Here is a 20,612-nt window from a genome sequence, read left to right on the forward strand (position 1 = left end):
GTGGCTGGTCGGTGAAGTGGTTGGTCGGTGAAGTGGTTCGTCGGCCTGCTCGACAACACGCAACTGATGGGCTCGGTGGTGCGCTCGCTGGAAATCGCCTGCTACACGGCGGTTGCCGCGGTGGCACTGGGCACGCTGGCTGCGTTCGTGCTGACCCGTATCACGCGTTTCAAGGGTCGTACGCTGTTCGGTGGCCTGGTCACCGCACCACTGGTCATGCCTGAAGTGATCACCGGTCTGTCGCTGTTGCTGCTGTTCGTGGCCATGGCGCAGATGATCGGCTGGCCTCAGGAGCGCGGTATCGTGACGATCTGGATCGCTCACACCACCTTCTGTGCAGCGTATGTGGCAGTTGTGGTTTCGGCTCGCTTGCGTGAGCTGGACCTGTCCATCGAAGAAGCTGCGATGGACCTCGGCGCGCGCCCGTTCAAGGTGTTCTTCCTGATCACCATCCCGATGATCGCGCCATCGCTGGCGGCCGGCGGCATGATGTCCTTCGCGCTGTCGCTGGATGACCTGGTGCTGGCCAGCTTCGTGTCGGGCCCTGGCTCCACGACCCTGCCGATGGAAGTGTTCTCGGCGGTGCGCCTGGGCGTGAAACCGGAAATCAACGCCGTGGCCAGCCTGATCCTGTTGGCGGTGTCGATGGTGACCTTCCTGGTCTGGTTCTTCGGTCGTCGTGCCGAGGAAGCACGCCGCAAGGCGATCCAGCAGGCCATCGAAGAAGGCGCAGCCGATTCCTGGAAACAACCGGAAGCGCGTCGCGCAGAGGCAGCGGAAGCGGCTTGAGCCTGAGTGGTGGTTAACCACGATTTTGTGGTTAACCACAGTCCAATGTGGGAGCGAGCCTGCTCGCGATGACGGAGTGTCAGCCGACTTAATTGTTGCCTGACACACTGCTATCGCGAGCAGGCTCGCTCCCACATTGGTTTTATGCGACCCAAGGGGATTTGCGGATCACTTCGACAAAGTTCATCGGCTTGAACCCCGGCTCCTGATCCATCAATACATCGGTCTTCACATTGCCGAACGTGGTCTGCGGACGATGGCGCAAGCCATCGGCAAACGCGCAGATGATGCACTCCTTGAACCCTTCCCCCCGTGGGTGCGCATGCACGACGGCCTCGCGCTGCACGGTGGAAAATGCCGCGTAGTCGATACCCAGCACATCCATTTCAACACCGGCAGTCACCAGTGCCACGGTGGGCCGCAGGTGTTGCGGTATGCCTGGCGTGGTGTGCAGGGCGATCGATAGCCAGACCTGCTCGATATCGTCGTCGCTCAACCCATAAGACTTGAGAAACGCGGCCGCCGCGTTGGCGCCGTCGACTTCGAAGCGCTCGTTGTCGCTGCGATGACCTTCCACCAGGCCAAGGTCATGGAACATCGCCCCGACGTACAGCAACTGCGGGTTGTAGGCCAGCTGCTTGCGTTCGCCGCTCAATGCACCGAACAGAAACACCCGGCGCGAGTGGTGATAGAGCAGGTCGGATTCGATGTCGCGGATGTATTCAGTGGTGGCTCTGGCCAGGGCGCTGTCGGGGATTTTGATACCGGCGATGGTGGTGCTCATGGGGAGTTTCCTCGGGGTGAACGCCGTGGCGGCGCTGAGGTGTCCAGTCTGTTCGTGCCCCCGAAAGCGGACAATCGATCCATGGCTGCGATCCCGGCCAATGAGCATGCAAATCGCGCCAGCCTCGCTTGTTGGCCGCAGATTGGCTAAGTTTGCACGACCCCCTGTAGGAGCGAGCAAGCTCGCGATGGATGCCAGAGCACCGCGGGGTGTCAGGCCGCCAGCGTTATCGTTGACGTCCATCGCGAGCGTGCTCGCTCCTACAGAGACGGCATAAATCAACATCACAAAAGGCGCTTCCAGCCATGAGTAAAACCGTCGCCATTGTGGTGTTCGCCGGCGTGCAGTCGCTGGACGTCTCCGGCCCCATGGATGTGTTTTCCGAGGCCAATCGTTTCCTCGCACCAGAGGACCACTATCGGCTGGAGGTGATCGGTGTGGAGCGCGGGGCGATGGCTTGTTCCAATGGCCTGGCGCTGAGTGCCCATCGGCACTTCAGCGACGTTTCGCAGGCGTTCGACTTGCTGCTGGTGGCCGGCGGGCCGCAGTTGCCATTCATGAATTTCGGTTCCACCTTCAATGCCTGGTTACGTGATGCCTGTGCACAGGCAAAGCGCTTTGGTTCGATCTGCAACGGCGCATTCATGCTTGCCCGGGCGGGGTTGCTGGACGGTCGCACAGTGACCACTCACTGGAACGATGCGGCGGCACTGGCGGCGCTGTGTCCGACGTCGCGGGTCGAGGCCGATCGCTTGTACGTGCAGGATGATGAGCTCTACACCTCGGCAGGGGTCACGGCGGGGATCGACTTGTCGTTGTACCTGCTTGGCCGTGACTACGGTCAGGAAGTGGCGTTGAGCGTGGCAAAACGACTGGTGGTGTTCACCCAGCGGTCCGGTGGCCAGTCACAGTTCAGCCCGTTCTTGACGCCCCACGCCGAGCCGACGTCGGCGGTGGCGATGGTGCAGCATTACGTGTTGGCCAACCTGACGGGAGACTTGAGCATTGCCGAGCTGGCCAGTGCCGCCAATATGAGTGCGCGCAACTTTTCCCGGGTGTTCGCCAGGGAAGCGAAGATCACGCCGGCCGAGTTCGTCGAGCGAGCGAGGGTGGATGCGGCGAGGGTCATGCTGGAAAGTACTGCCGCACCGCTCAAGACGGTGGCGTATCAGTGCGGATTCCGTGATGCCCAGCACATGCGCAGCGTGTTCAATCGCAGGCTGGGGGTCACGCCGCAGCAGTTCAGGCTGAATTTTGCGGCGATGGTTTGAGTTGGGATGGTCGTTGTCTGTCCCGGCCTCTTCGCGGGCGAGCCTCGCTCCTACAAGGGTCTTTGTTGACCTGTAGGAGCGAGGCTTGCCCGCGAAAAAAGGCCACCCAGCAAACACCTATTGCCCTGAACGCGCCGGCAACAGCTTCAAGGTACTGCGAGTATTGGCCGTGACCTCTTCGTCGTTGAGATGCGCCTGGAAGTAAACTCCTTCGATGTACGCTTCGGCCTGATCATCGTAATGACTGTCGAACAGCACGCCGCTCTGGCCTACCGGGTTGACGGTCAGGCTGTGGGCCGGGTCGGCGAAGTCGATCAGGCGTCGTGTCGATGGGCCGTAGGTGACCGGCCATGGGGCCGGACCGATTTTCGCCGACAGGTTGTTCGGCACTTCATGGGTGCCGGGTGCCGCGAACGGGCCGACGTTGAAGAGACGGTCCAGCGGTTTTTGCTGACCCAGCGGATGGCCGTGGGTCAGGGTGTGTGCCTTGCCCCACTGCCATTGCGCGAAGTCATTGCCCAGGGTGCTCTTGAGGTGGGCAATACAGGCCTGCCATGCAACCTTGACCGTATCGGCGCGGGTTTCCTTGCCGAGGGTATTGCGGTTGTCCCACCAGGGTGAGTCGGCGTTTGCAGCCAGACGGGGCAGGGCGGCATCGATCACGCGGGTCGAGAGCAGCGTTTCGAAAAAGTCATTGCCCAGTTCATCGCGCATCGCCGCATCAGCCAGGTTGAACAGGAACTGGTTGAACACGGTGGCATTGATTGAGTCGAGTGGGTAGTCACCTTTCCACTGGGCCAGTTGCTCCACCAGTTTCAACTCGGCTGGATCGCTCACCACGCTACGCAACACCGGCAGCAGTGACGCCAGCAAGCGAGGGCCGTAGGCCGTGGTGGTGCCCAGTTGCAGCTTCTGGCTGGTTTCCAGGTCCCACTTGATGGACTTGTCGCTGAGCTGATTGTTGAGCTGCTGGCCGCGATCGGGCAGGTTGTAGTAACCGGGGATTTCCATGCCTGTCGGTGACAGTGGCTGGAAGTTGGCGGAGACGATGTAGCCCCGCGCGGGGTTCTCCTCCTGCGGGTTGGCGCTGAAGGGGTAGAAACCGTCCTTGTCCGCCTCGCCGCTGCTGCCGTCCAGGATAAACCATGGCCGGACGCCGGCAGGGCGCTTGGGCAATTGCGCCGCCGCCCACCAGCCGATATCGCCCTTGGCGTTGGCCCAGACGATGTTCAGGCCGGGTGCCTGGACCTTGGCGGCAGCGGCGCGAGCCTTGGCCAGCGTATCGGCGCGGTTGAGCTGGTAGAAACCTTCGAGAATCGGATTCTGGCTTTCCAGGAAGCCCCACCACATGGCAATCGGTGTCTTGCCAACGCTGTTGCCCAGCGCATCGTTGACGATCGGGCCGTGGGGCGACTGACGCAGCACCAGTGTCACCGGGGCCTGGCCCTTGACCGCGATCTGCTGTTCGCTGCTGGTCATGTCCACCCACTGGCCGCGATACCAGACCTGATTGGGGTTGTCCGGGTTGACCTTCTCGGCAATCAGATCCAGATCGTCGTTCTGGAACATGGTGATGCTCCAGCCGAAATCACGGTTCATGCCCAGCGAGGCGAACGGCATCAAGGCCTGATAGTGGCCGTAGAGTTCAAAGCCCGGCGCCGAGAGCTGCGCTTCGTACCACACCGACGGCGCGGAAAAGCGGATGTGCGGATCGCCCGCCAGCAATGGTTTGCCGCTTTTGGTCCGACTGCCGGCGACGACCCAGGCATTACTGCCCTCGAATTGCGGCAGGCCGTTGTCGGCCAATGCCTGTTCGCTCAGGCGGGCGAGTGCGTTGAGGTCTTTCCAGTCGGCGCTGGCCAGGGACGGCGCGGCGCTGCCGTGGTGGCTTGCCAGCACGCCTTTGGGCTGCCAGTCGAGGTCGAAAACATTCAGGTAGTCGGCACCCAACTGATCGCGCACATAGGTCAACAACGGTTCGGTACGAAACGCCGCGGCGAAGCTGTAGGCCATGTAACCGGCGATGCTGATGGTGTCCTGGGCCGTGAACGGGCGTTTCTGAATGCCCAGCACATCGAATTCCACAGGTTTCGGGTGACTGTCCTGATACTGGTTGATGCCATCCAGATAAGCCTGCATGGCGATGAAGGCCGGGGACTGTTTGTCCAGGTTTGCCAGATAGGTGTCGGCGCGCTCGCGAATGCGCAGACTGCGCATCAATTTGTCGGTGTCGAGCAGTTTCGGGCCCAGCACTTCGGCCAGCTCGCCACGGGCCAGGCGCCGCAAGACTTCCATCTGGAACAACCGATCCTGGGCGTGGACATAGCCCAGGGCGCGATACAGGTCGGTTTCGTTTTCAGCGCGGATGTGCGGGATGCCACGCTCGTCGTAGCGCACGGTGACGGAACCTTGCAGGTGTTGCAGTTCCACCATGCCCTGGCGTGTCGGCAGCTTGCTGTAGGCGTACCAGCCGCCTCCCGCGGCGAGCGCAACAACCAGCAAACCGAGAGCGGTCAGGCTACGTTTCATGGTGACTCCTTGTTGTTATTGTCGGCAGCAGATCCCTGGGGCCTCTGTTTAACACGACTCGCCCTGTAGGCCCATCGCCCGTAGGAGGGATTCGTATTGCCGTGTTTTTCCTACTTCGCCTTATCGGCAGGCCACGGACAGTAACAACCCACCGCCAGTGTGTGCGTGGCACTCACCGGCCGATCCTGGTGCAGCGCTTGCAGGATCGGTTCGATAAAACTGTTGCTGGAATTGCAGGTGAGGCCTTCGCTGTAAGGGCCGAAGTACGCTAGCTTGCCGCTGCGATCCCAGATCGCCACGGCGGGGCTGGCGGGGATTTGCTCGGAGCCGGGCAGGGCGTCCAGCGGTTTGAGTTGGCTCAAGGTGCCCGGTAACTGCCCGTGGCTGCCGGGCTTTTGAACGGAATAGAACTCCACGCCCTGTGGGCCATACTGCTCCACCAGTTCACTCAGGTGTTGTTGATTGCCGACGTTGCACGGGCAGGCCGGGTCCCAGAAATGGACGAGACGAATGGCGCCGGGGCCGGCAAGCGCGTCGGGAAGGCGCAGCGGATCGCCGGAGAACACCGCCGTGTGCTCGCTGAAGGTGCGCAGGTAGCGGCCTTGAAACCAGTCGTACGCCGACCACAACACACCGGCGCCTATCAGGGCGAACAGGCAGACAAACAAGGTGGCGCGGTAGGGCGGGCGCATGAGTTCGATCCTCGAAGGTCGGCTAGCTTGCCATGCTTGCCGCGACAGATGAATATCGCAGATCCATAAAGTCCGTTTAGCGCCCTGGAATCAGTCATGTCTCGCCTCTTCGACCCTGAACATCTGCGCGCCAGCCTGAGGCCATTGGCCGAGGGACAGCCGTTGTCGACGGAGGCGCAGGCCTATCAACGGTTCTACGGGCTGGATTTTTCCTCGCGTCATGTGCGCAGTGGCCTGGGACGTTTTCAGGTCGACGGGTATGAACTGGTCAGCCAGGTCTGGTGGCCGGAACGGGCCAAGGCGACCTTGTTTGTCATTCACGGGTTCTACGATCACACCGGGCTTTATCGTCACGTGATCGAGTGGGCGCTGGAGCAGGACTTTGCGGTGATCGCCTGCGATTTGCCGGGACATGGGTTGTCCAGTGGTGAACGGGCGAGCATCAGGGATTTCGCCGAGTATCAGGATGCGTTGCAAGGGCTGTTTGCCGAAGCGCGCTCCCTGGACCTGCCGCAGCCATGGCATTTATGTGGACAGAGCACCGGCGGAGCCATCGTGATCGATCACGTGCTCAACGCCGGGGCGAGCAGTCCCGCCCAGGGGCAGGTGATTCTGTTGGCGCCGCTGGTGCGACCGCGCGCATGGGGTTGGTCGCAATTGAGCTATTACCTGCTCAGGCCTTTCGTCAAAGCCATCGCCCGACGCTTCAGTGAAAACTCCAACGATCCGGATTTCCTGCCGTTCCTGCAGGCGGACCCTCTGCAGCCGCTACGGTTGCCGACGGCGTGGGTGGGGGCGCTGGCGCGCTGGATCAAGCGCGTCGAAGCCGCGCCGGCCAGCCTGCGGCGACCGCTGATTGTGCAGGGGCAGGCAGACATGACGGTGGATTGGCAGCACAACCTGGAGGTATTGCGAGCGAAGTTCGACCGGCCACAGATCCTGATGCTGCCCGAGGCTCGGCATCACCTGGCCAATGAGGCGCTGGCGCTGCGCGGGGAGTTGTTCGGGTTTTTGACCAAGCGGATCAAGGGCCGGAATCTCTAGTGCTCTTAAGGGCCCCATCGCGAGCAGGCTCGCTCCCACAATGGTCCGGTGCATGCAGATCCTTTGTGGGAGCGAGCCTGCTCGCGATGGCGACTTTGCAGGCGCCAAATATTATTGGCTCAGGTTCGAATTACTTTGCCCCACTGCCAGCCCCGCCCGAATCGCCGCCAGTGCCGCTTGGTAATAAGCCTTGCCTTCGGCCGACTCGGCAAACGTGGCGAACTCTTCCAGCTCTTCATCCGACAGGTCGCGGTAGACATACAGCAGCGTGTTGTTCAGGTCGCTGCCGATCTGGTCCATCAGACGCTGGCGCTGTCCGCTCAACATGCCTTGGGCCTGTCCCGCGCCGAGCAAGCCGGGGATCATCGAACTCAGGCTGTCGGCGGCGACACCGGCAATCGCCAGGCTGACCTCGGCGCCGGCCTCGCGCGCGGGCAGGGCCTGGGCGAGGTGGCCAATGATCAGCAGTCGACTGTCGCTGCTCTGCATCTTCGGCAACCCCCTGGCGTTTTTCGCCAGTTGGTCGCGACGAGTGGCCAGCAACTCGGCGGCGACGATTTTCTTGCCCAGCGGTGATTGAAAGAACGCCAGTGCAGGCTTGGGGTCTGCGAGGTTCTTGCGCAGTTGGGTTTCGGCGCGCTGATCAACGGCCTTGGGGTCGAACCGTTGGTTGCTATTGTTGACCAGCGCCTGAAATACCGCGGGCGGCAGGCTGCTTTGGTAGCGTTGTTGCGCGGCGGAGAGGGCGTCATTGAAATGCGCGCGTTGTTCCGGCCAGCCGGCGACCTTGTACAACTGGTCGTGGCCGTCTGCCCAAGCGGGCATAACGCAGAACATCAGCAGGGAGAAAAGCAAACGGCGCATAGGGACTCCTGTCAGCAGGCGACTATTCTCCGTGTGGCATAGGGACTTGTCGAGAATTCGTATCAACCCGCTGCGTGGCTCTGTCGGATTTTCCTGCGCAGGAATACTATGCCCGCCATGCAAATACCTTCTGATCATCCGCTGCTGCTACAAATCGTCGACGACCTGTCCGCAAACGGTTGGTCGCAGCAGAACATTTTCCTGCCTGTGGATTTGACCCAGGCGCTCGCGGCCGAATGCCGTAAACGTGCCGCCGAAGGCGAACTGGCTCCGGCAGCGGTGGGGCGCGGGTCTTCTTCGGAAATTCGCGAGGGCATCCGTGGCGACCAGATACAGTGGATCGAACCCGGTCAGGATGAGGCCTGCGACAGCTATCTGCAGTTGATGGACAGTCTGCGCCAGGCGATAAACCGCCACCTGTATCTGGGGCTGGAAGATTTCGAAAGCCATTTCGCCATGTACCCCCCTGGTGCCTTCTACCTCAAACACCTCGACCGTTTTCACGACGATGACCGGCGCGTGGTGTCTGCAGTGGTTTACCTCAATGAAGGCTGGTTGCCCGCGCACGGCGGTCAGTTGCGCATGTACCTCGACGAAACCGCGAAGTTCGATGTAGAGCCCATCGGTGGGTGTCTGGTGGTGTTTTTGTCCGGCGAAGTCCCTCATGAAGTCCTGCCCGCGACTCGCGAGCGCCTGTCGTTGACCGGATGGTTCCGGCGCCGTGGCAACGAGCCGTTCTGATCATGCAGAAAATCCTGGTAAGCCGCTGCCTGCTGGGGCATCGCGTACGCTACGACGGTGGCGCCAGCGGGCCGTTCGATCAGCTTCAGTCATGGCTTGATGAGGGGCGGATCGTGCCGCTGTGTCCGGAAGTGGCCGGCGGTTTGCCGACACCACGAGCGGCCGCGGAGATTCCGGGCGGGCAGGGCGCTCAGGTGCTGGACGGCCAGGCACCGGTGCTCACGAGTGAAGGCGAAGACGTCAGTGCACAGTTTTTGTCCGGTGCCCGGCAGGCGCTGGAACTGGTGCAACAGCATGACATCCACATCGCCATCCTCAAGGCCAACAGCCCCTCATGTGGCAATCTGCTGACCTACGACGGGACGTTCAGTGGGGTGAAGGTCAGTGGCGAAGGGGTGACGGCGGCACTGCTCAAGCGCCACGGCGTGCAGGTGTTCAGTGAGTTGGAGCTGGCTGAAGCAGCGCGGGTGCTGCTAACACAAGACTGATTTCTCAACACCAATCCCCTGTGGGAGCGAGCCTGCTCGCGATGAGGCCCTCCCAGTCAACATCTATGTTGAATGTAAGGCCGCTATCGCGAGCAGGCTCGCTCCCACATTGGCATTTCGTTGCCTTCAGGGCTTGGGTGATTCGCCTGACTGCGCCCCAAACCATTTCTGCTCCAGCGCCGTCAACCGGCCATCGGCCTTGATCCGCTGCAACGCGTTTTCCAGGCTGGCATGGAACGCCGGGTTACCTTTCTGAAACGGAATCGCCAGGTTCACGGGTTGGGCGGCTTTCGGCTTTTCTGCCGTCAACGACTGCACCAGCAGAAGCGACTGCGGCTCTTCTTTCTGCGCGATCAATTGCGTATTGGTGTTGATGTAAGGCTCGCTGAAGTCGAAACGATCCTTGAGTGCCGGGGTCTCTGTCAGGTGATTGATGGCGATGTCGTACTTGCCGCTTTCAACGCCGGTCAGCAGATCGTTGGCGTCGGTGACGACAAAGTCGGCGCGCACTTCCAGCTCACTGGCAAGCATCTGCCCCAATTCGACTTCGAAGCCCGCCAGGTTGCCGTCTTCCTTGAAATTGAAGGGGGGTGTATTGGCCTCAAGGGCAATACGCAATTCACCACGGTCGTTGACGTCATCAATCAGTTCGGCATGAGCCAAAGGGCTCAAAAGGGGTAGCAGGCAGATCAGGCCAGGCAGAAAGCGCATGGTCACTCCTTGAATTCATTATTGCGACGCTCTGTATCAGGCTCGCTTTGCTATCGTTGTTGAGTGCCTTCGACAACGATTGACCATGAAGTTGTGATGGTCATGCGGATTTTACGAAAAAACTGGAGAAGAGAATGAAAACCTTTATGTCACGTGCTGCTTTGGCTGGCCTGTTGATGGGTGTTTCGGTACTGGCCAGTGCGGCGACACCGGCCCCGAAAGGCGCCGAAGTGTCCATCGTTTCTCCGAAAGACGGCGCGACTGTTCCGCAGACTGTTGTCGTCAAGTTCGCTGTCGAAAACGTTGCGCTGGCGCCGGCGGGCGATGTCACCCCAAACACGGGGCATCATCACCTGCTGATTGATGTCGACAAGCTGCCGGCGGCCGGTCAGCCGATTCCCAACGATGCTCACCACATGCACTTTGGCAAGGCGCAGACCCAGGCCGAAATCACCCTGACACCCGGTAAGCACACCCTGCAGCTGGAGTTGGGTGACAGCGGCCACATGCCGTTCGATCCGCCGATTGTCTCGGAAAAGATCACCGTCAATGTGAAATAAAAAAGGGAGCCCCCTGGGGGCTCCCTTTTTTATTTGGCGTGTCCTCTGTAGGAGCGAGCATGCTCGCGATGGACGTCAACGATAACGCTGGGAGCCTGATGCCCCGCGGTGCCCCGTCTACCATCGCGAGCTTGCTCGCTCCTACAGCTGCGATCAGAACAACACGCGGCTACGGATAGTGCCGTTGACCTGTTGCAGCTTCTCTTGCGCCAGTTCCGAGTACTCGGCGTCTACGTCGATAACCACGTAGCCGACTTTCTCGTTGGTCTGCAGGAACTGACCGGAGATGTTGATGCCGTTTTCGGCGAACACCTTGTTGATCTGGCTCATCACACCCGGGATGTTTTCGTGGATGTGCAACAGGCGGTGCTTGCCAGGGTGAGCCGGCAGGGCCACTTCCGGGAAGTTCACGGACGATACCGAAGTACCGTTGTCGCTGTACTTGACCAGCTTCTCGGCCACTTCCAGGCCGATGTTGGCTTGCGCCTCGGCGGTGGAGCCACCGATGTGCGGGGTCAGGATCACGTTGTCCAGGCCACGCAGCGGGCTTTCGAATTCTTCGTCGTTGGAGCGTGGCTCAACCGGGAAGACGTCGATGGCTGCGCCGATCAGGTGCTTGTCCTTGATGGCGGCGGCCAGGTGGTCCAGCTCGACCACGGTGCCGCGCGCAGCGTTGATCAGGATGCCGCCTTTCTTGATGGCGCGGATTTCCTTCTCGCCGATCATCCACTGGGTGGCAGCGGTTTCCGGAACGTGCAGGGTCACGATATCGGACATGCCCAGCAGCTCGTGCAGGTTGGCGACCTGGGTGGCGTTGCCCAGCGGCAGCTTGGTCACGGTGTCGTAGAAGTAAACCTGCATGCCCAGACCTTCAGCCAGGACAGACAGTTGAGTACCGATCGAGCCGTAACCGACGATGCCCAGCTTCTTGCCGCGGATTTCGAAGGAGTTGGCCGCACTCTTGATCCAGCCGCCACGGTGGCAGGAAGCGTTCTTCTCGGGGATGCCGCGCAGCAGCAGGATCGCCTCGGCCAGCACCAGCTCGGCCACGGAGCGGGTGTTGGAGTACGGTGCGTTGAACACGGCGATACCGCGCTCGCGAGCGGCGTCCAGGTCGACCTGGTTGGTGCCGATGCAGAAACACCCGACAGCCACGAGCTTCTTCGCGTGATCGAAGATCTCTTCGGTCAGTTGAGTGCGCGAGCGAATGCCGATGAAGTGAGCATCGGCGATCTTTTCCTTGAGCTGGTCTTCCGGCAGAGAACCTGTGAGGTACTCGATGCTGGTATAGCCCGCCGCCTTGAGGACGTCGACAGCCGATTGGTGGACGCCTTCGAGAAGAAGGAACTTGATCTTGCTCTTATCGAGAGAAGTCTTGCTCATCTGCGTAAACCTGTATCCCGGAGAAAATTGGCAGGGAGGGGAGCAGCCCAGAGCTGACCCAGACGGCAGGAAAGCCGTCACCGCAGAACAGCCGTTTGGGCACTATGCTGCGGGGTCGGTATGCTAGCATATGCGCCCCGCTAAACACTCATTCCTGCGACGTGAAGCGTTCTCAGGATGACCATGAATTGTTCGAGAGTTCTGTCGATGACCAATCCTGCCCTGATTGAAGAGCTGAAGACCCTGGTAGAGCCTGGCAAGGTGCTGACCGATGCCGACTCCCTGAATGCTTACGGTAAGGATTGGACCAAGCATTTCGCCCCGGCCCCGACCGCCATCGTGTTCCCCAAGACCACCGAGCAGGTCCAGGCCATTGTCCTGTGGGCCAACAAACACAAGGTGGCGCTGGTGCCGTCCGGCGGGCGTACCGGCCTTTCCGCCGCGGCCGTGGCCGCCAATGGCGAAGTGGTGGTCTCGTTCGACTACATGAACCAGATCCTCGACGTGAACCTCACTGACCGCACCGCCGTTTGCCAGCCGGGCGTGGTCACCGAGCATCTGCAGAACGTGGCCGAGGAAAACGGCTTGTATTACCCGGTGGACTTCGCTTCGGCGGGTTCCAGCCAGATTGGCGGCAATATCGGTACCAATGCCGGCGGGATCAAGGTGATTCGCTACGGCATGACCCGCAACTGGGTCGCCGGCATGAAAGTGGTCACCGGCAAGGGCGACGTGCTGGAGTTGAACCGCGACCTGATCAAGAACGCCACTGGCTACGACATGCGTCAGCTGTTCATCGGCGGCGAAGGCACCCTCGGCTTCGTCGTCGAAGCGACCATGCGCCTGGATCGCGCACCGAAGAACCTCACCGCGATGGTCCTCGGCACAGCCGATTTCGATTCGATCATGCCGGTATTGCACGCGTTCCAAAGCAAACTCGACCTGACAGCCTTCGAATTCTTCTCCGACAAGGCCCTGGCCAAAGTCATGGCCCGCGGCGACGTGCCGGCGCCGTTCGAATCCGACTGCCCGTTCTATGCGCTGCTGGAATTCGAAGCGACCACCGAAGAAGTGGCCAACCATGCACTGGAAACCTTCGAGCACTGTGTCGAGCAGGGCTGGGTGCTGGACGGCGTGATGAGCCAGAGCGAAACCCAGCTGCAGAATCTGTGGAAATTGCGCGAGTACATCTCCGAAACCATTTCCCACTGGACCCCATACAAGAACGACATTTCGGTCACCGTGTCGAAAGTGCCGGCATTCCTCAAGGAAATCGACGCGATCGTCGGCGAACACTATCCGGATTTCGAAATTGTCTGGTTCGGCCATATCGGCGACGGCAACCTGCACCTGAACATTCTCAAGCCGGACAACCTGAGCAAGGACGAGTTCTTCGCCAAGTGCGCCACCGTCAACAAGTGGGTGTTCGAAACCGTCGAGAAGTACAACGGTTCGATCTCGGCCGAACATGGCGTGGGCATGACCAAGCGTGATTACTTGACCTACAGCCGCTCCCCGGTTGAGATCGAGTACATGAAAGCCGTCAAGGCGGTGTTCGACCCGAACGGCATCATGAACCCGGGCAAGATTTTCGCTGTTTGACTTTCGAGCTTAAGTGCAACGAAACAGGAGTTGGTCCATGAGCTATCAGCACCAGTATGTCGACGGTACGCGTATTCACTTCCCGCTGGGGAAAGTGGTGTGCATCGGCCGCAACTACGCCGAGCACGCCAAGGAGCTGGACAATCCGGTGCCTACCGAGCCGCTGTTGTTCATCAAGCCTGGCAGTTGCGTCGTGCCGCTGGAAGGAGGTTTCAGCATTCCGACCGACCGTGGCTCGGTGCATTACGAGGCGGAAATCGCGGTGTTGATCGGCAAACCCTTGTCCACCAGGCCGAGCCGCGAAGAAGTGCTCGACGCCATCTCCGGTTTCGCCCCGGCCCTGGATCTGACCTTGCGCGACAAGCAGGCCGAGCTGAAATCCAAGGGCCTGCCCTGGGAAATCGCCAAGTCCTTCGACGGTGCTGCGGTCATCGCGCCTTTCGTCTCCGGCAGCACGTTCGCTGACCTGACGGACATCGGTATCCGCCTGACCATCAATGGCGAAGTCCGCCAGGACGGCAACAGCAGCGTCATGCTCAATCCGATCGTGCCGATGATCCAGCACATGGCCGGTTGCTTCTCGCTGCAGGCCGGGGACGTGATCCTCACCGGCACGCCGGTAGGCGTCGGTCCATTGAATGTCGGTGACGAGATCGTGCTGGAGCTGCCAGGCGCCAGCCGTTTCACCAGCAGCGTTCGCTGATCCGGACTGACTCAACCTTTGTGGGAGCGAGCCTGCTCCCACATTGTTTTCTCATTTGGATAATTCCGGGGCTTGGCGCCTGCCGAGCTGCGTCAACTGTGCTATTACCCTTAGCATGAGTTTCCGGAACGCCTTCTGCGATGAACACTTCTCCGCTTTCCACGATTGAACCTGCCCGTCGCCCGCGATTCGTCCTGCGGTGGTACGTATGGCTTGCGCTGGTGGCCGCTGCCGCCTACAGCTTTGCATTTGTCATGCACTGGGATAGCTGGGGTGTGCTCTGGGTCAAGGAACAATTCAAAAGCCCGGCCGAGCGTCAGGCGAGCATATGGCTGCCAGACTATCGGGCGGTGATCGATGCCAAGCCGCTGCCAGGCATGGAAAAGGACGAAGCATCGGACCTGGCTTACGACCCTCGGAGCAAAACCCTGTTTGCAGTCATGGGCAAGAACCCGTTCCTGGTCGAGTTGACGCTGCAAGGTGATGTGCTGCGCAAAATGCCGTTGGTGGGCTGGACCAATCCTGAGGGTGTCACCCTATTTGGTGATGGCCTGCTGGCTATTGTCGATGCGCACGATCATCTGATATCCATCGTCAAGGTTGATGCCGACACCCGGGAATTGAACATCGCTGACTTCCCGAAATACGACCTCGATCCTGCGAAAGATCAGAACAAAGCCTTTGAAAGCGTCACTTGGGACTCGAACAATCGGCAACTGATGCTGGGCGAAGTTCGCCCTCCTGCATTGTTTGTTTGGAATAGCGATGGCAAGACACTGGCCGGTGACAAGCTGAAAATGGCCAGTCATGCGCTGGATGTAGGCAATCTGTCTTCGCTGGCCATCGACCCCCGGACCGGCCACATGCTGGTTTTGTCTGCCGAATCCCATCTGCTGCTGGAGCTGGACAAGAAGGGCGAGCAAGTCAGCTTCATCACCCTGTTGGGTGGCTTCAATGGTCTGAAAAACACCATACCGCAAGCCGAAGGCGTGACCATGGACGAGGTGGGCAACCTGTACATGGTCAGTGAGCCTAATCTGTTCTATCGCTTCGAGAGACAGAAGTAACCACCTCGGCGGACGCTTCCATTAAGCTTCAGTTCAGACAGGCGTGATATTCCATCCGCCGGTTTTGATCCCGGGCCTGTTGCCGATGCGCCGATTTACCCGCTCCAAATCTCTGGTTGTGCTGCTGTCGGTGGTCTTGTTGATCGCATTGGGCGCGTTTGGCCAATACCTGCGTCTGTACGAGCGTGCCTGGTTCAACCTGCGCTCGATGTGGCAGCCGGTAAGCGCTCAATCCATCGCGCTGGATCAGTATCAAGTCGTGACAGAGGCGCAGGTGATCGACGGTTTGACGGACAACGTTTCGGCCTTGACCTACGACCCGGTACGCAAAAGCCTGTTCACCGTGACCAACAAACGTAGCGAACTGGTCGAGTTATCCCGCGATGGCCAGGTTCTGCGGCGCGTGGCACTGGTGGGATTCGGTGATCCGGAGGCTGTGGAGTTCATCAGTGCCGACACCTACGTGATCGCTGATGAAAGCGGGCAGCGGCTGATCAAGGTTCATCTGGAACGGGACACCACCTTCCTCGATGCGGCGGATGCCGAGGTCATGACCCTGGGTGTGCACGCCAGCGGCAACAAGGGGTTCGAGGGGCTGGCTTACGATTCTGCGGGCAAGCGCCTGTTTGTCGCCAAGGAGCGCGACCCGATGCTGATCTACGAAGTGCACGGGTTTCCGCATTTCAACCCGGAAAAATCCTACGCAGTGCATGTCATCAATAATCCCAAGCGGGACGCCGGGTTGTTCGTGCGCGATCTGTCGAGTCTGCAATATGACGAGCGCAGCGGTCACTTGATGGCGCTATCGGATGAGTCGCGGCTGATTCTGGAACTGGATGTGGATGGGCGACCGCTGAGCACAATGTCATTGAGCGCAGGGCGGCAAGGCTTGCACAGGAGTGTGCCGCAACCGGAAGGGATCGCCATGGATGACGACGGCACGATGTATCTGGTGAGTGAGCCGAACCTGTTTTACGTGTTCAAAAAACCTGCCCAGGATTAACCAACACCATAAAACATTGTGGGAGCTGGCTTGCCAGCGATGGCGGTTTCACAGTCAACCTTGATGTTGGATGTGACGGCCTCATCGCTGGCAAGTCGAATCGTCGCACCGCAGCTCCCACAGGTATTTCAGTGCCTGCAAGTATGCAGGCAGGCGTCACTCGGCGCGCAGGGTCTTCACGCCTTCACTGGTTCCCAGCAACAGCAGATCGGCCGGACGCGCCGCGAACAGGCCATTGGTGACCACGCCGACGATGGCGTTGATCTGCGTTTCCAGCTCGACCGGATTGGTGATCTGCAGGTTGAACACGTCGAGGATGATGTTGCCGTTATCGGTCACCACGCCTTCACGGTAGACCGGGTCGCCGCCCAGTTTCACCAGTTGGCGGGCCACATGGCTGCGGGCCATCGGGATCACTTCCACCGGCAGCGGGAAGGCGCCCAGAACCGGCACCAGCTTGCTGGCGTCGGCGATGCAGATGAAGGTCTTGGCCACGGCCGCGACAATCTTCTCGCGGGTCAGGGCTGCGCCGCCGCCCTTGATCAGGTTCAGGTGCTCGTCGCTTTCATCGGCGCCATCGACATAGAACTCAAGGTCGCTGACGGTGTTCAGTTCGTACACCGGAATGCCATGGCCCTTGAGGCGGGCGGCAGTGGCCTCGGAGCTGGCGACTGCGCCATCGAATGCACTTTTGTGCTTGGCCAGCGCGTCGATGAAGCAGTTGGCGGTGGAGCCGGTGCCGACACCGACGATGCTCTTGTCGTCGAGTTTCGGGAGGATGAAGTCGACGGCGGCCTGAGCCACTGCCTGTTTGAGTTGATCCTGGGTCATGCGGGCTCCGAGGTGCCGAAGTGAGAACGAAAGGCCGGCATTATAGGCTTCGGGGCGGTGAAGGTCATTGCCCGATTGGCGGGCCGGCACCAATCCCTGTAGGAGCGAGCAAGCTCGCGATGGTCGCTAACGATAACGCTGGGCGTCTGATGCCCTGCGGTGTCTGGGCGTTCATCGCGAGCGTGCTCGCTCCTACAGGGTGGTCGCATGATCGAAAGCCGGGTTAGACTCCTTGGTCTTGCCCAACCGCTCAGTGATGCTTTCCGATGCTTGAACAGTACGTCAAAAAGATCCTCACCTCGCGCGTTTATGACGTTGCCGTAGAAACCCCATTGCAGACTGCCCGTCAGCTCTCCGAGCGGCTGGGCAACGAGATCTGGCTCAAGCGTGAAGACTTGCAGCCGGTGTTCTCGTTCAAGATTCGCGGGGCCTACAACAAGTTGACCCAACTGAGCGACGAAGAGCGCGCTCGCGGTGTGGTGACCGCTTCGGCAGGCAATCACGCGCAGGGTCTGGCACTGGCGGCGAAAGTCCTGGGCGTCAAAGCGACTATCGTGATGCCCAAGACCACCCCAGAGATCAAGGTCGAAGGCGTGCGTTCCCGCGGCGGCAAAGTGGTGTTGCATGGCGATTCCTTTCCCGAAGCACTGGCCTATTCGTTGAAACTGGTCGACGAAAAAGGCTACGTCTACATTCACCCCTACGATGATCCCCACACCATTGCCGGGCAGGGCACGGTGGCGATGGAGATTCTGCGCCAGCATCCGGGGCGCCTGGATGCGATTTTCGTCCCGGTGGGCGGCGGCGGTTTGATTGCCGGTATTGCGGCCTACGTGAAGTACCTGCGTCCGGACATCAAGATCATCGGTGTCGAGCCGGACGACTCCAACTGCCTGCAAGTGGCAATGGCTGCGGGCGAGCGCGTGGTATTGCCCACCGTGGGCATCTTTGCCGACGGTGTGGCGGTGGCCCAGATCGGTCAGCACACCTTTGATATCTGCAAAGACCATGTCGATGAAGTGATCACCGTCAGCACCGACGAAATCTGTGCGGCGATCAAGGACATCTACGACGATACCCGTTCGATTACCGAACCTGCCGGCGCCTTGGGCGTGGCCGGGATCAAAAAATATGTCGAGCAACGTGGCATCACCGGGCACACCTTCGTGGCCATCGACTCGGGCGCCAACGTCAACTTCGATCGCCTGCGCCACGTGGCAGAGCGCGCCGAGCTGGGTGAGGGCCGCGAAGCCATCATTGCCGTGACCATCCCCGAGAAACCGGGCAGCTTCAAGGCGTTCTGCGAAGCCATCGGCAAACGCCAGATCACCGAATTCAACTATCGCTACAACACCGGCAGCGAGGCGCATATCTTCGTTGGTGTGCAGACGCATCCGGAAACCGACCCGCGCAGCGCGCTGATCGCCAGCCTGGGCGAGCAGGGGTTCCCGGTGGTCGACCTGACCGACAACGAACTGGCCAAACTGCACATTCGCCATATGGTGGGCGGCCGCGCGGCGCATGTGGTCGATGAAGTGATCCTGCGTTTCGAATTCCCGGAGCGTCCGGGCGCGTTGTTCAACTTCCTCAACAAGCTAGGCGGGCGCTGGAACATCTCGATGTTCCACTATCGCAACCATGGTGCGGCGGACGGGCGAGTGGTCGCGGGCCTGCAAGTGCCCCACGATGAGCGTCACCTGGTGCCGGCAGCACTGGAAGAGATCGGTTATCCGTACTGGGACGAAAGCGACAACCCGGCCTATCAACTGTTTCTGGGTTGAACGGCTACGCTGAGGGGCAGGCCATAAGGAGTTCGAACCATGGAAACGTTAACTGCCCTGAAAGCGGCACACATGGTGGCGACGGTGGTGTCGCTGCTGTGTGCGCTTGGCCTGTGGGGCTGGGTCTGGCGGACCCGGCGTAATGGCGACGCCACGGCCGCAAGTCGCACCCTGCAACGGCCGCGAGTGTTCATCTGGCTGTTGATGGGCCTGGCGCTGCTGAGCATGCCGTTCACCGGCTGGTGGATGGTGCATCTGGTGGGCTGGCCGTTGGGACAGACGTGGCTGCTGGCGTCCAGCGTGCTGTACACCGTGGCGGCGCTGGCGTGGTTCTGGTTGCTGGTGCGACTCAATAAAGTGCGCAAGTCGCCGGGCGGTGTGGGCAAGTTCACCTTCGCCCTGGCGTTGTTCAGTTTCGTCTGCTTTATCGCCATCGCCGGACTGATGGGCGCCAAGCCGGTTTGATCGAACCTGATTCCCTGTAGGAGCGAGCATGCTCGCGATGAACCCGAGGACACCGCGGGGTATCAGGCTTCCCGCGTTATCGTTGACGACCATCGCGAGCTTGCTCGCTCCTACAGGATGCGGTGATCAGTCGCGCAGGCTGATCACCGGCCAACCGCGCTTCCCGGCCTCGGCCCGCAGATTCGGATCAGGGTCGACGGCAATCGGGTTGGTCACCTGCTCCAGCAGCGGCAGGTCGTTCATCGAGTCGCTGTAGAAATAACTGTCTTGCAGCGAATACCCGGTCTCTTCCAGCCAGCGATTCAGGCGCGTCACCTTGCCTTCGCGGAAGCACGGCACATCGGTGCTGCGGCCTGTGTAGCGGCCATCGCGCATTTCGCATTCGGTGGCGATCAGGGTTTCCACGCCCAGGCGCTCGGCAATGGGGCCTGTAACGAAGCGGTTGGTGGCGGTGATGATCACCAGTTTGTCGCCGGCCGCCCGGTGTTTCGCCAACAGCTCGATGGCCTTGGGCAACATGAGGGGCTCGATGCAGTCGCGCATGTAGTCGCTGTGCCAGCGGGCAAGTACGTCCATTTCCGTGCGACCCAGTACTTCCAGGCAGAAGTTCAGGTAGGCATCGTTATCCAGTTTGCCCGCCAGGTAGTCCTGATAGAACTCGTCGTTGCGTGCCTTGTAGGCGATGGGGTCGAGAAAGCCGCGCTCGCAAAGGTAATCCCCCCAGGCGTGATCGCTGTCACCGCCCAGCAGTGTGTTGTCCAAGTCGAATAAAGCCAGCCGCATTGCAGTTACTCGCTGAAAAGTCTGTAGAAAGGCGTCCAGAATACGGACTTTTCACAAGAGTGCACATAAGGTAGACCGGCGCGTTGCTGCCTTCACGACCTTTGTGGAACAATGCGGCGACATGCGTTTGCGAGGTTGTTGCCGTGATCGACCCCGATGGTTTCCGTCCCAATGTCGGGATCATTCTGACGAATGATGCTGGCCAGGTGCTATGGGCTCGCCGTATCAATCAAGATGCCTGGCAGTTTCCTCAAGGCGGGATCAACCCCCAGGAGACGCCGGAAGACGCCTTGTACCGCGAGTTGAACGAAGAAGTGGGCCTGGAGCGCGAAGATGTTGAAATACTCGCCTGCACCCGGGGCTGGTTGCGCTATCGTTTGCCGCAACGTCTGGTCAGGACGCACAGCCAACCGCTGTGCATCGGCCAGAAGCAGAAATGGTTTCTCCTGCGCCTGATCTCCAACGAGCAGCGGGTGCGGATGGATTTGACCGGTAAACCGGAGTTCGATGGCTGGCGCTGG

General features: G+C 60.4%; 20 protein-coding genes and 1 pseudogene. 13 read left to right on the forward strand and 8 right to left on the reverse strand.

Annotation, left to right across the window (positions count from 1 at the left end; genetic code table 11):
* Nucleotides 1-18 precede the first annotated feature (18 nt).
* A pseudogene (locus tag ACQKP2_RS26850) lies at nt 19-789 on the forward strand (ABC transporter permease subunit); the annotation flags it as partial.
* Between the two features lie 142 nt (nt 790-931).
* Here the strand turns inward: ACQKP2_RS26850 and ACQKP2_RS26855 are convergent.
* On the reverse strand, nt 932-1,573 hold the full coding sequence (locus ACQKP2_RS26855) for an HD domain-containing protein (protein ID WP_427580944.1): 642 nt from the start codon (nt 1,571-1,573) through the stop codon (nt 932-934).
* A 305-nt stretch (nt 1,574-1,878) separates the two neighbouring features.
* Between ACQKP2_RS26855 and ACQKP2_RS26860 the strand changes: the two genes are divergently transcribed.
* On the forward strand, nt 1,879-2,844 hold the full coding sequence (locus tag ACQKP2_RS26860; RefSeq protein WP_427580946.1) for a GlxA family transcriptional regulator: 966 nt from the start codon (nt 1,879-1,881) through the stop codon (nt 2,842-2,844).
* A gap of 117 nt (nt 2,845-2,961) precedes the next feature.
* On the opposite strand, the gene ACQKP2_RS26865 is transcribed toward ACQKP2_RS26860, so the two are convergent.
* Both ACQKP2_RS26865 and ACQKP2_RS26870 read right to left on the reverse strand, forming a co-directional pair.
* Nucleotides 2,962-5,373, reverse strand: coding sequence for a penicillin acylase family protein (locus ACQKP2_RS26865; protein WP_427580948.1), 2,412 nt, complete (start codon nt 5,371-5,373; stop codon nt 2,962-2,964).
* A gap of 110 nt (nt 5,374-5,483) precedes the next feature.
* Nucleotides 5,484-6,065 (reverse strand): DUF6436 domain-containing protein, encoded by a 582-nt coding sequence (locus tag ACQKP2_RS26870; RefSeq protein WP_427580950.1) that lies wholly within the window; start codon nt 6,063-6,065, stop codon nt 5,484-5,486.
* Nucleotides 6,066-6,161: 96 nt separating this feature from the next.
* Between ACQKP2_RS26870 and ACQKP2_RS26875 the strand changes: the two genes are divergently transcribed.
* The gene (locus ACQKP2_RS26875) at nt 6,162-7,109 is read left to right on the forward strand and encodes an alpha/beta hydrolase (protein WP_427580952.1); all 948 of its coding nucleotides are present in this window, start codon (nt 6,162-6,164) and stop codon (nt 7,107-7,109) included.
* Nucleotides 7,110-7,220: 111 nt separating this feature from the next.
* Here the strand turns inward: ACQKP2_RS26875 and ACQKP2_RS26880 are convergent, their stop codons facing one another.
* A complete protein-coding gene (locus ACQKP2_RS26880) occupies nt 7,221-7,973 on the reverse strand; it encodes a DUF2059 domain-containing protein (protein ID WP_427580953.1) in 753 nt (250 codons plus the stop codon).
* Nucleotides 7,974-8,081: 108 nt separating this feature from the next.
* Here ACQKP2_RS26880 and ACQKP2_RS26885 point away from each other — a divergent pair, with 108 nt between their 5' ends.
* Together ACQKP2_RS26885 and ACQKP2_RS26890 are read left to right on the forward strand one after the other, a co-directional pair.
* Nucleotides 8,082-8,714 (forward strand): 2OG-Fe(II) oxygenase, encoded by a 633-nt coding sequence (locus tag ACQKP2_RS26885; protein ID WP_427580955.1) that lies wholly within the window; start codon nt 8,082-8,084, stop codon nt 8,712-8,714.
* A 2-nt stretch (nt 8,715-8,716) separates the two neighbouring features.
* The gene (locus ACQKP2_RS26890; protein WP_427580957.1) at nt 8,717-9,202 is read left to right on the forward strand and encodes a DUF523 domain-containing protein; all 486 of its coding nucleotides are present in this window, start codon (nt 8,717-8,719) and stop codon (nt 9,200-9,202) included.
* 126 nt (nt 9,203-9,328) lie between these two features.
* Here the strand turns inward: ACQKP2_RS26890 and ACQKP2_RS26895 are convergent, their stop codons facing one another.
* Nucleotides 9,329-9,913, reverse strand: coding sequence for a transporter substrate-binding domain-containing protein (locus ACQKP2_RS26895; protein ID WP_427580959.1), 585 nt, complete (start codon nt 9,911-9,913; stop codon nt 9,329-9,331).
* A 134-nt stretch (nt 9,914-10,047) separates the two neighbouring features.
* Here ACQKP2_RS26895 and ACQKP2_RS26900 point away from each other — a divergent pair, with 134 nt between their 5' ends.
* Nucleotides 10,048-10,473 carry a DUF4399 domain-containing protein gene (locus ACQKP2_RS26900; protein WP_427580961.1) on the forward strand — a complete coding sequence of 142 codons (426 nt, stop codon included), beginning with the start codon at nt 10,048-10,050 and terminating at the stop codon, nt 10,471-10,473.
* A 153-nt stretch (nt 10,474-10,626) separates the two neighbouring features.
* Here ACQKP2_RS26900 and serA read toward each other — a convergent pair whose 3' ends face one another.
* Nucleotides 10,627-11,856, reverse strand: coding sequence for a phosphoglycerate dehydrogenase (gene serA, locus ACQKP2_RS26905; protein WP_427580962.1), 1,230 nt, complete (start codon nt 11,854-11,856; stop codon nt 10,627-10,629).
* A gap of 207 nt (nt 11,857-12,063) precedes the next feature.
* Between serA and ACQKP2_RS26910 the strand changes: the two genes are divergently transcribed.
* From ACQKP2_RS26910 to ACQKP2_RS26925, 4 genes are all read left to right on the forward strand, one after another.
* Nucleotides 12,064-13,458 carry an FAD-binding oxidoreductase gene (locus tag ACQKP2_RS26910; RefSeq protein ID WP_427580964.1) on the forward strand — a complete coding sequence of 465 codons (1,395 nt, stop codon included), beginning with the start codon at nt 12,064-12,066 and terminating at the stop codon, nt 13,456-13,458.
* A gap of 37 nt (nt 13,459-13,495) precedes the next feature.
* The gene (locus ACQKP2_RS26915; RefSeq protein WP_427580966.1) at nt 13,496-14,161 is read left to right on the forward strand and encodes a fumarylacetoacetate hydrolase family protein; all 666 of its coding nucleotides are present in this window, start codon (nt 13,496-13,498) and stop codon (nt 14,159-14,161) included.
* Nucleotides 14,162-14,301: 140 nt separating this feature from the next.
* Nucleotides 14,302-15,228: an SdiA-regulated domain-containing protein gene (locus ACQKP2_RS26920; RefSeq protein ID WP_427580968.1), complete on the forward strand. Its 927-nt coding sequence runs from the start codon at nt 14,302-14,304 to the stop codon at nt 15,226-15,228.
* An 85-nt stretch (nt 15,229-15,313) separates the two neighbouring features.
* A complete protein-coding gene (locus ACQKP2_RS26925) occupies nt 15,314-16,231 on the forward strand; it encodes an SdiA-regulated domain-containing protein (RefSeq protein ID WP_427580970.1) in 918 nt (305 codons plus the stop codon).
* Nucleotides 16,232-16,387: 156 nt separating this feature from the next.
* On the opposite strand, the gene rpiA is transcribed toward ACQKP2_RS26925, so the two are convergent.
* Nucleotides 16,388-17,062 carry a ribose-5-phosphate isomerase RpiA gene (rpiA, locus tag ACQKP2_RS26930; RefSeq protein WP_427580972.1) on the reverse strand — a complete coding sequence of 225 codons (675 nt, stop codon included), beginning with the start codon at nt 17,060-17,062 and terminating at the stop codon, nt 16,388-16,390.
* Nucleotides 17,063-17,328: 266 nt separating this feature from the next.
* Between rpiA and ilvA the strand changes: the two genes are divergently transcribed.
* Together ilvA and ACQKP2_RS26940 are read left to right on the forward strand one after the other, a co-directional pair.
* Nucleotides 17,329-18,843 carry a threonine ammonia-lyase, biosynthetic gene (gene ilvA, locus ACQKP2_RS26935; protein WP_427580974.1) on the forward strand — a complete coding sequence of 505 codons (1,515 nt, stop codon included), beginning with the start codon at nt 17,329-17,331 and terminating at the stop codon, nt 18,841-18,843.
* Nucleotides 18,844-18,882: 39 nt separating this feature from the next.
* Nucleotides 18,883-19,308, forward strand: coding sequence for a DUF2269 domain-containing protein (locus ACQKP2_RS26940; protein WP_427580976.1), 426 nt, complete (start codon nt 18,883-18,885; stop codon nt 19,306-19,308).
* A gap of 126 nt (nt 19,309-19,434) precedes the next feature.
* On the opposite strand, the gene ACQKP2_RS26945 is transcribed toward ACQKP2_RS26940, so the two are convergent.
* A complete protein-coding gene (locus tag ACQKP2_RS26945) occupies nt 19,435-20,091 on the reverse strand; it encodes an HAD family hydrolase (RefSeq protein ID WP_427580977.1) in 657 nt (218 codons plus the stop codon).
* Between the two features lie 143 nt (nt 20,092-20,234).
* On the opposite strand from ACQKP2_RS26945, the gene ACQKP2_RS26950 reads away from it, so the two are divergent.
* Nucleotides 20,235-20,612: RNA pyrophosphohydrolase (locus ACQKP2_RS26950; protein ID WP_427580979.1), on the forward strand; the 378-nt coding region annotated here is incomplete at its 3' end.

The organism is Pseudomonas sp. NPDC089569 (assembly GCF_050280625.1).
Classification (GTDB): domain Bacteria; phylum Pseudomonadota; class Gammaproteobacteria; order Pseudomonadales; family Pseudomonadaceae; genus Aquipseudomonas.

Bases quoted from the DNA above. Each gene is read 5' to 3' on its own strand.
- ACQKP2_RS26865 (WP_427580948.1), bottom strand. From the start codon at position 5,373: ATGAAACGTAGCCTGACCGCTCTCGGTTTGCTGGTTGTTGCGCTCGCC.
- rpiA (WP_427580972.1), bottom strand. From the start codon at position 17,062: ATGACCCAGGATCAACTCAAACAGGCAGTGGCTCAGGCCGCCGTCGAC.
- serA (WP_427580962.1), bottom strand. From the start codon at position 11,856: ATGAGCAAGACTTCTCTCGATAAGAGCAAGATCAAGTTCCTTCTTCTC.
- ACQKP2_RS26900 (WP_427580961.1), top strand. From the start codon at position 10,048: ATGAAAACCTTTATGTCACGTGCTGCTTTGGCTGGCCTGTTGATGGGT.
- ACQKP2_RS26870 (WP_427580950.1), bottom strand. From the start codon at position 6,065: ATGCGCCCGCCCTACCGCGCCACCTTGTTTGTCTGCCTGTTCGCCCTG.
- ACQKP2_RS26880 (WP_427580953.1), bottom strand. From the start codon at position 7,973: ATGCGCCGTTTGCTTTTCTCCCTGCTGATGTTCTGCGTTATGCCCGCT.
- ACQKP2_RS26860 (WP_427580946.1), top strand. From the start codon at position 1,879: ATGAGTAAAACCGTCGCCATTGTGGTGTTCGCCGGCGTGCAGTCGCTG.
- ACQKP2_RS26915 (WP_427580966.1), top strand. From the start codon at position 13,496: ATGAGCTATCAGCACCAGTATGTCGACGGTACGCGTATTCACTTCCCG.
- ACQKP2_RS26925 (WP_427580970.1), top strand. From the start codon at position 15,314: ATGCGCCGATTTACCCGCTCCAAATCTCTGGTTGTGCTGCTGTCGGTG.
- ACQKP2_RS26940 (WP_427580976.1), top strand. From the start codon at position 18,883: ATGGAAACGTTAACTGCCCTGAAAGCGGCACACATGGTGGCGACGGTG.
- ACQKP2_RS26885 (WP_427580955.1), top strand. From the start codon at position 8,082: ATGCCCGCCATGCAAATACCTTCTGATCATCCGCTGCTGCTACAAATC.
- ACQKP2_RS26910 (WP_427580964.1), top strand. From the start codon at position 12,064: ATGACCAATCCTGCCCTGATTGAAGAGCTGAAGACCCTGGTAGAGCCT.
- ACQKP2_RS26875 (WP_427580952.1), top strand. From the start codon at position 6,162: ATGTCTCGCCTCTTCGACCCTGAACATCTGCGCGCCAGCCTGAGGCCA.
- ACQKP2_RS26895 (WP_427580959.1), bottom strand. From the start codon at position 9,913: ATGCGCTTTCTGCCTGGCCTGATCTGCCTGCTACCCCTTTTGAGCCCT.
- ACQKP2_RS26855 (WP_427580944.1), bottom strand. From the start codon at position 1,573: ATGAGCACCACCATCGCCGGTATCAAAATCCCCGACAGCGCCCTGGCC.
- ACQKP2_RS26945 (WP_427580977.1), bottom strand. From the start codon at position 20,091: ATGCGGCTGGCTTTATTCGACTTGGACAACACACTGCTGGGCGGTGAC.
- ACQKP2_RS26890 (WP_427580957.1), top strand. From the start codon at position 8,717: ATGCAGAAAATCCTGGTAAGCCGCTGCCTGCTGGGGCATCGCGTACGC.
- ilvA (WP_427580974.1), top strand. From the start codon at position 17,329: ATGCTTGAACAGTACGTCAAAAAGATCCTCACCTCGCGCGTTTATGAC.
- ACQKP2_RS26920 (WP_427580968.1), top strand. From the start codon at position 14,302: ATGAACACTTCTCCGCTTTCCACGATTGAACCTGCCCGTCGCCCGCGA.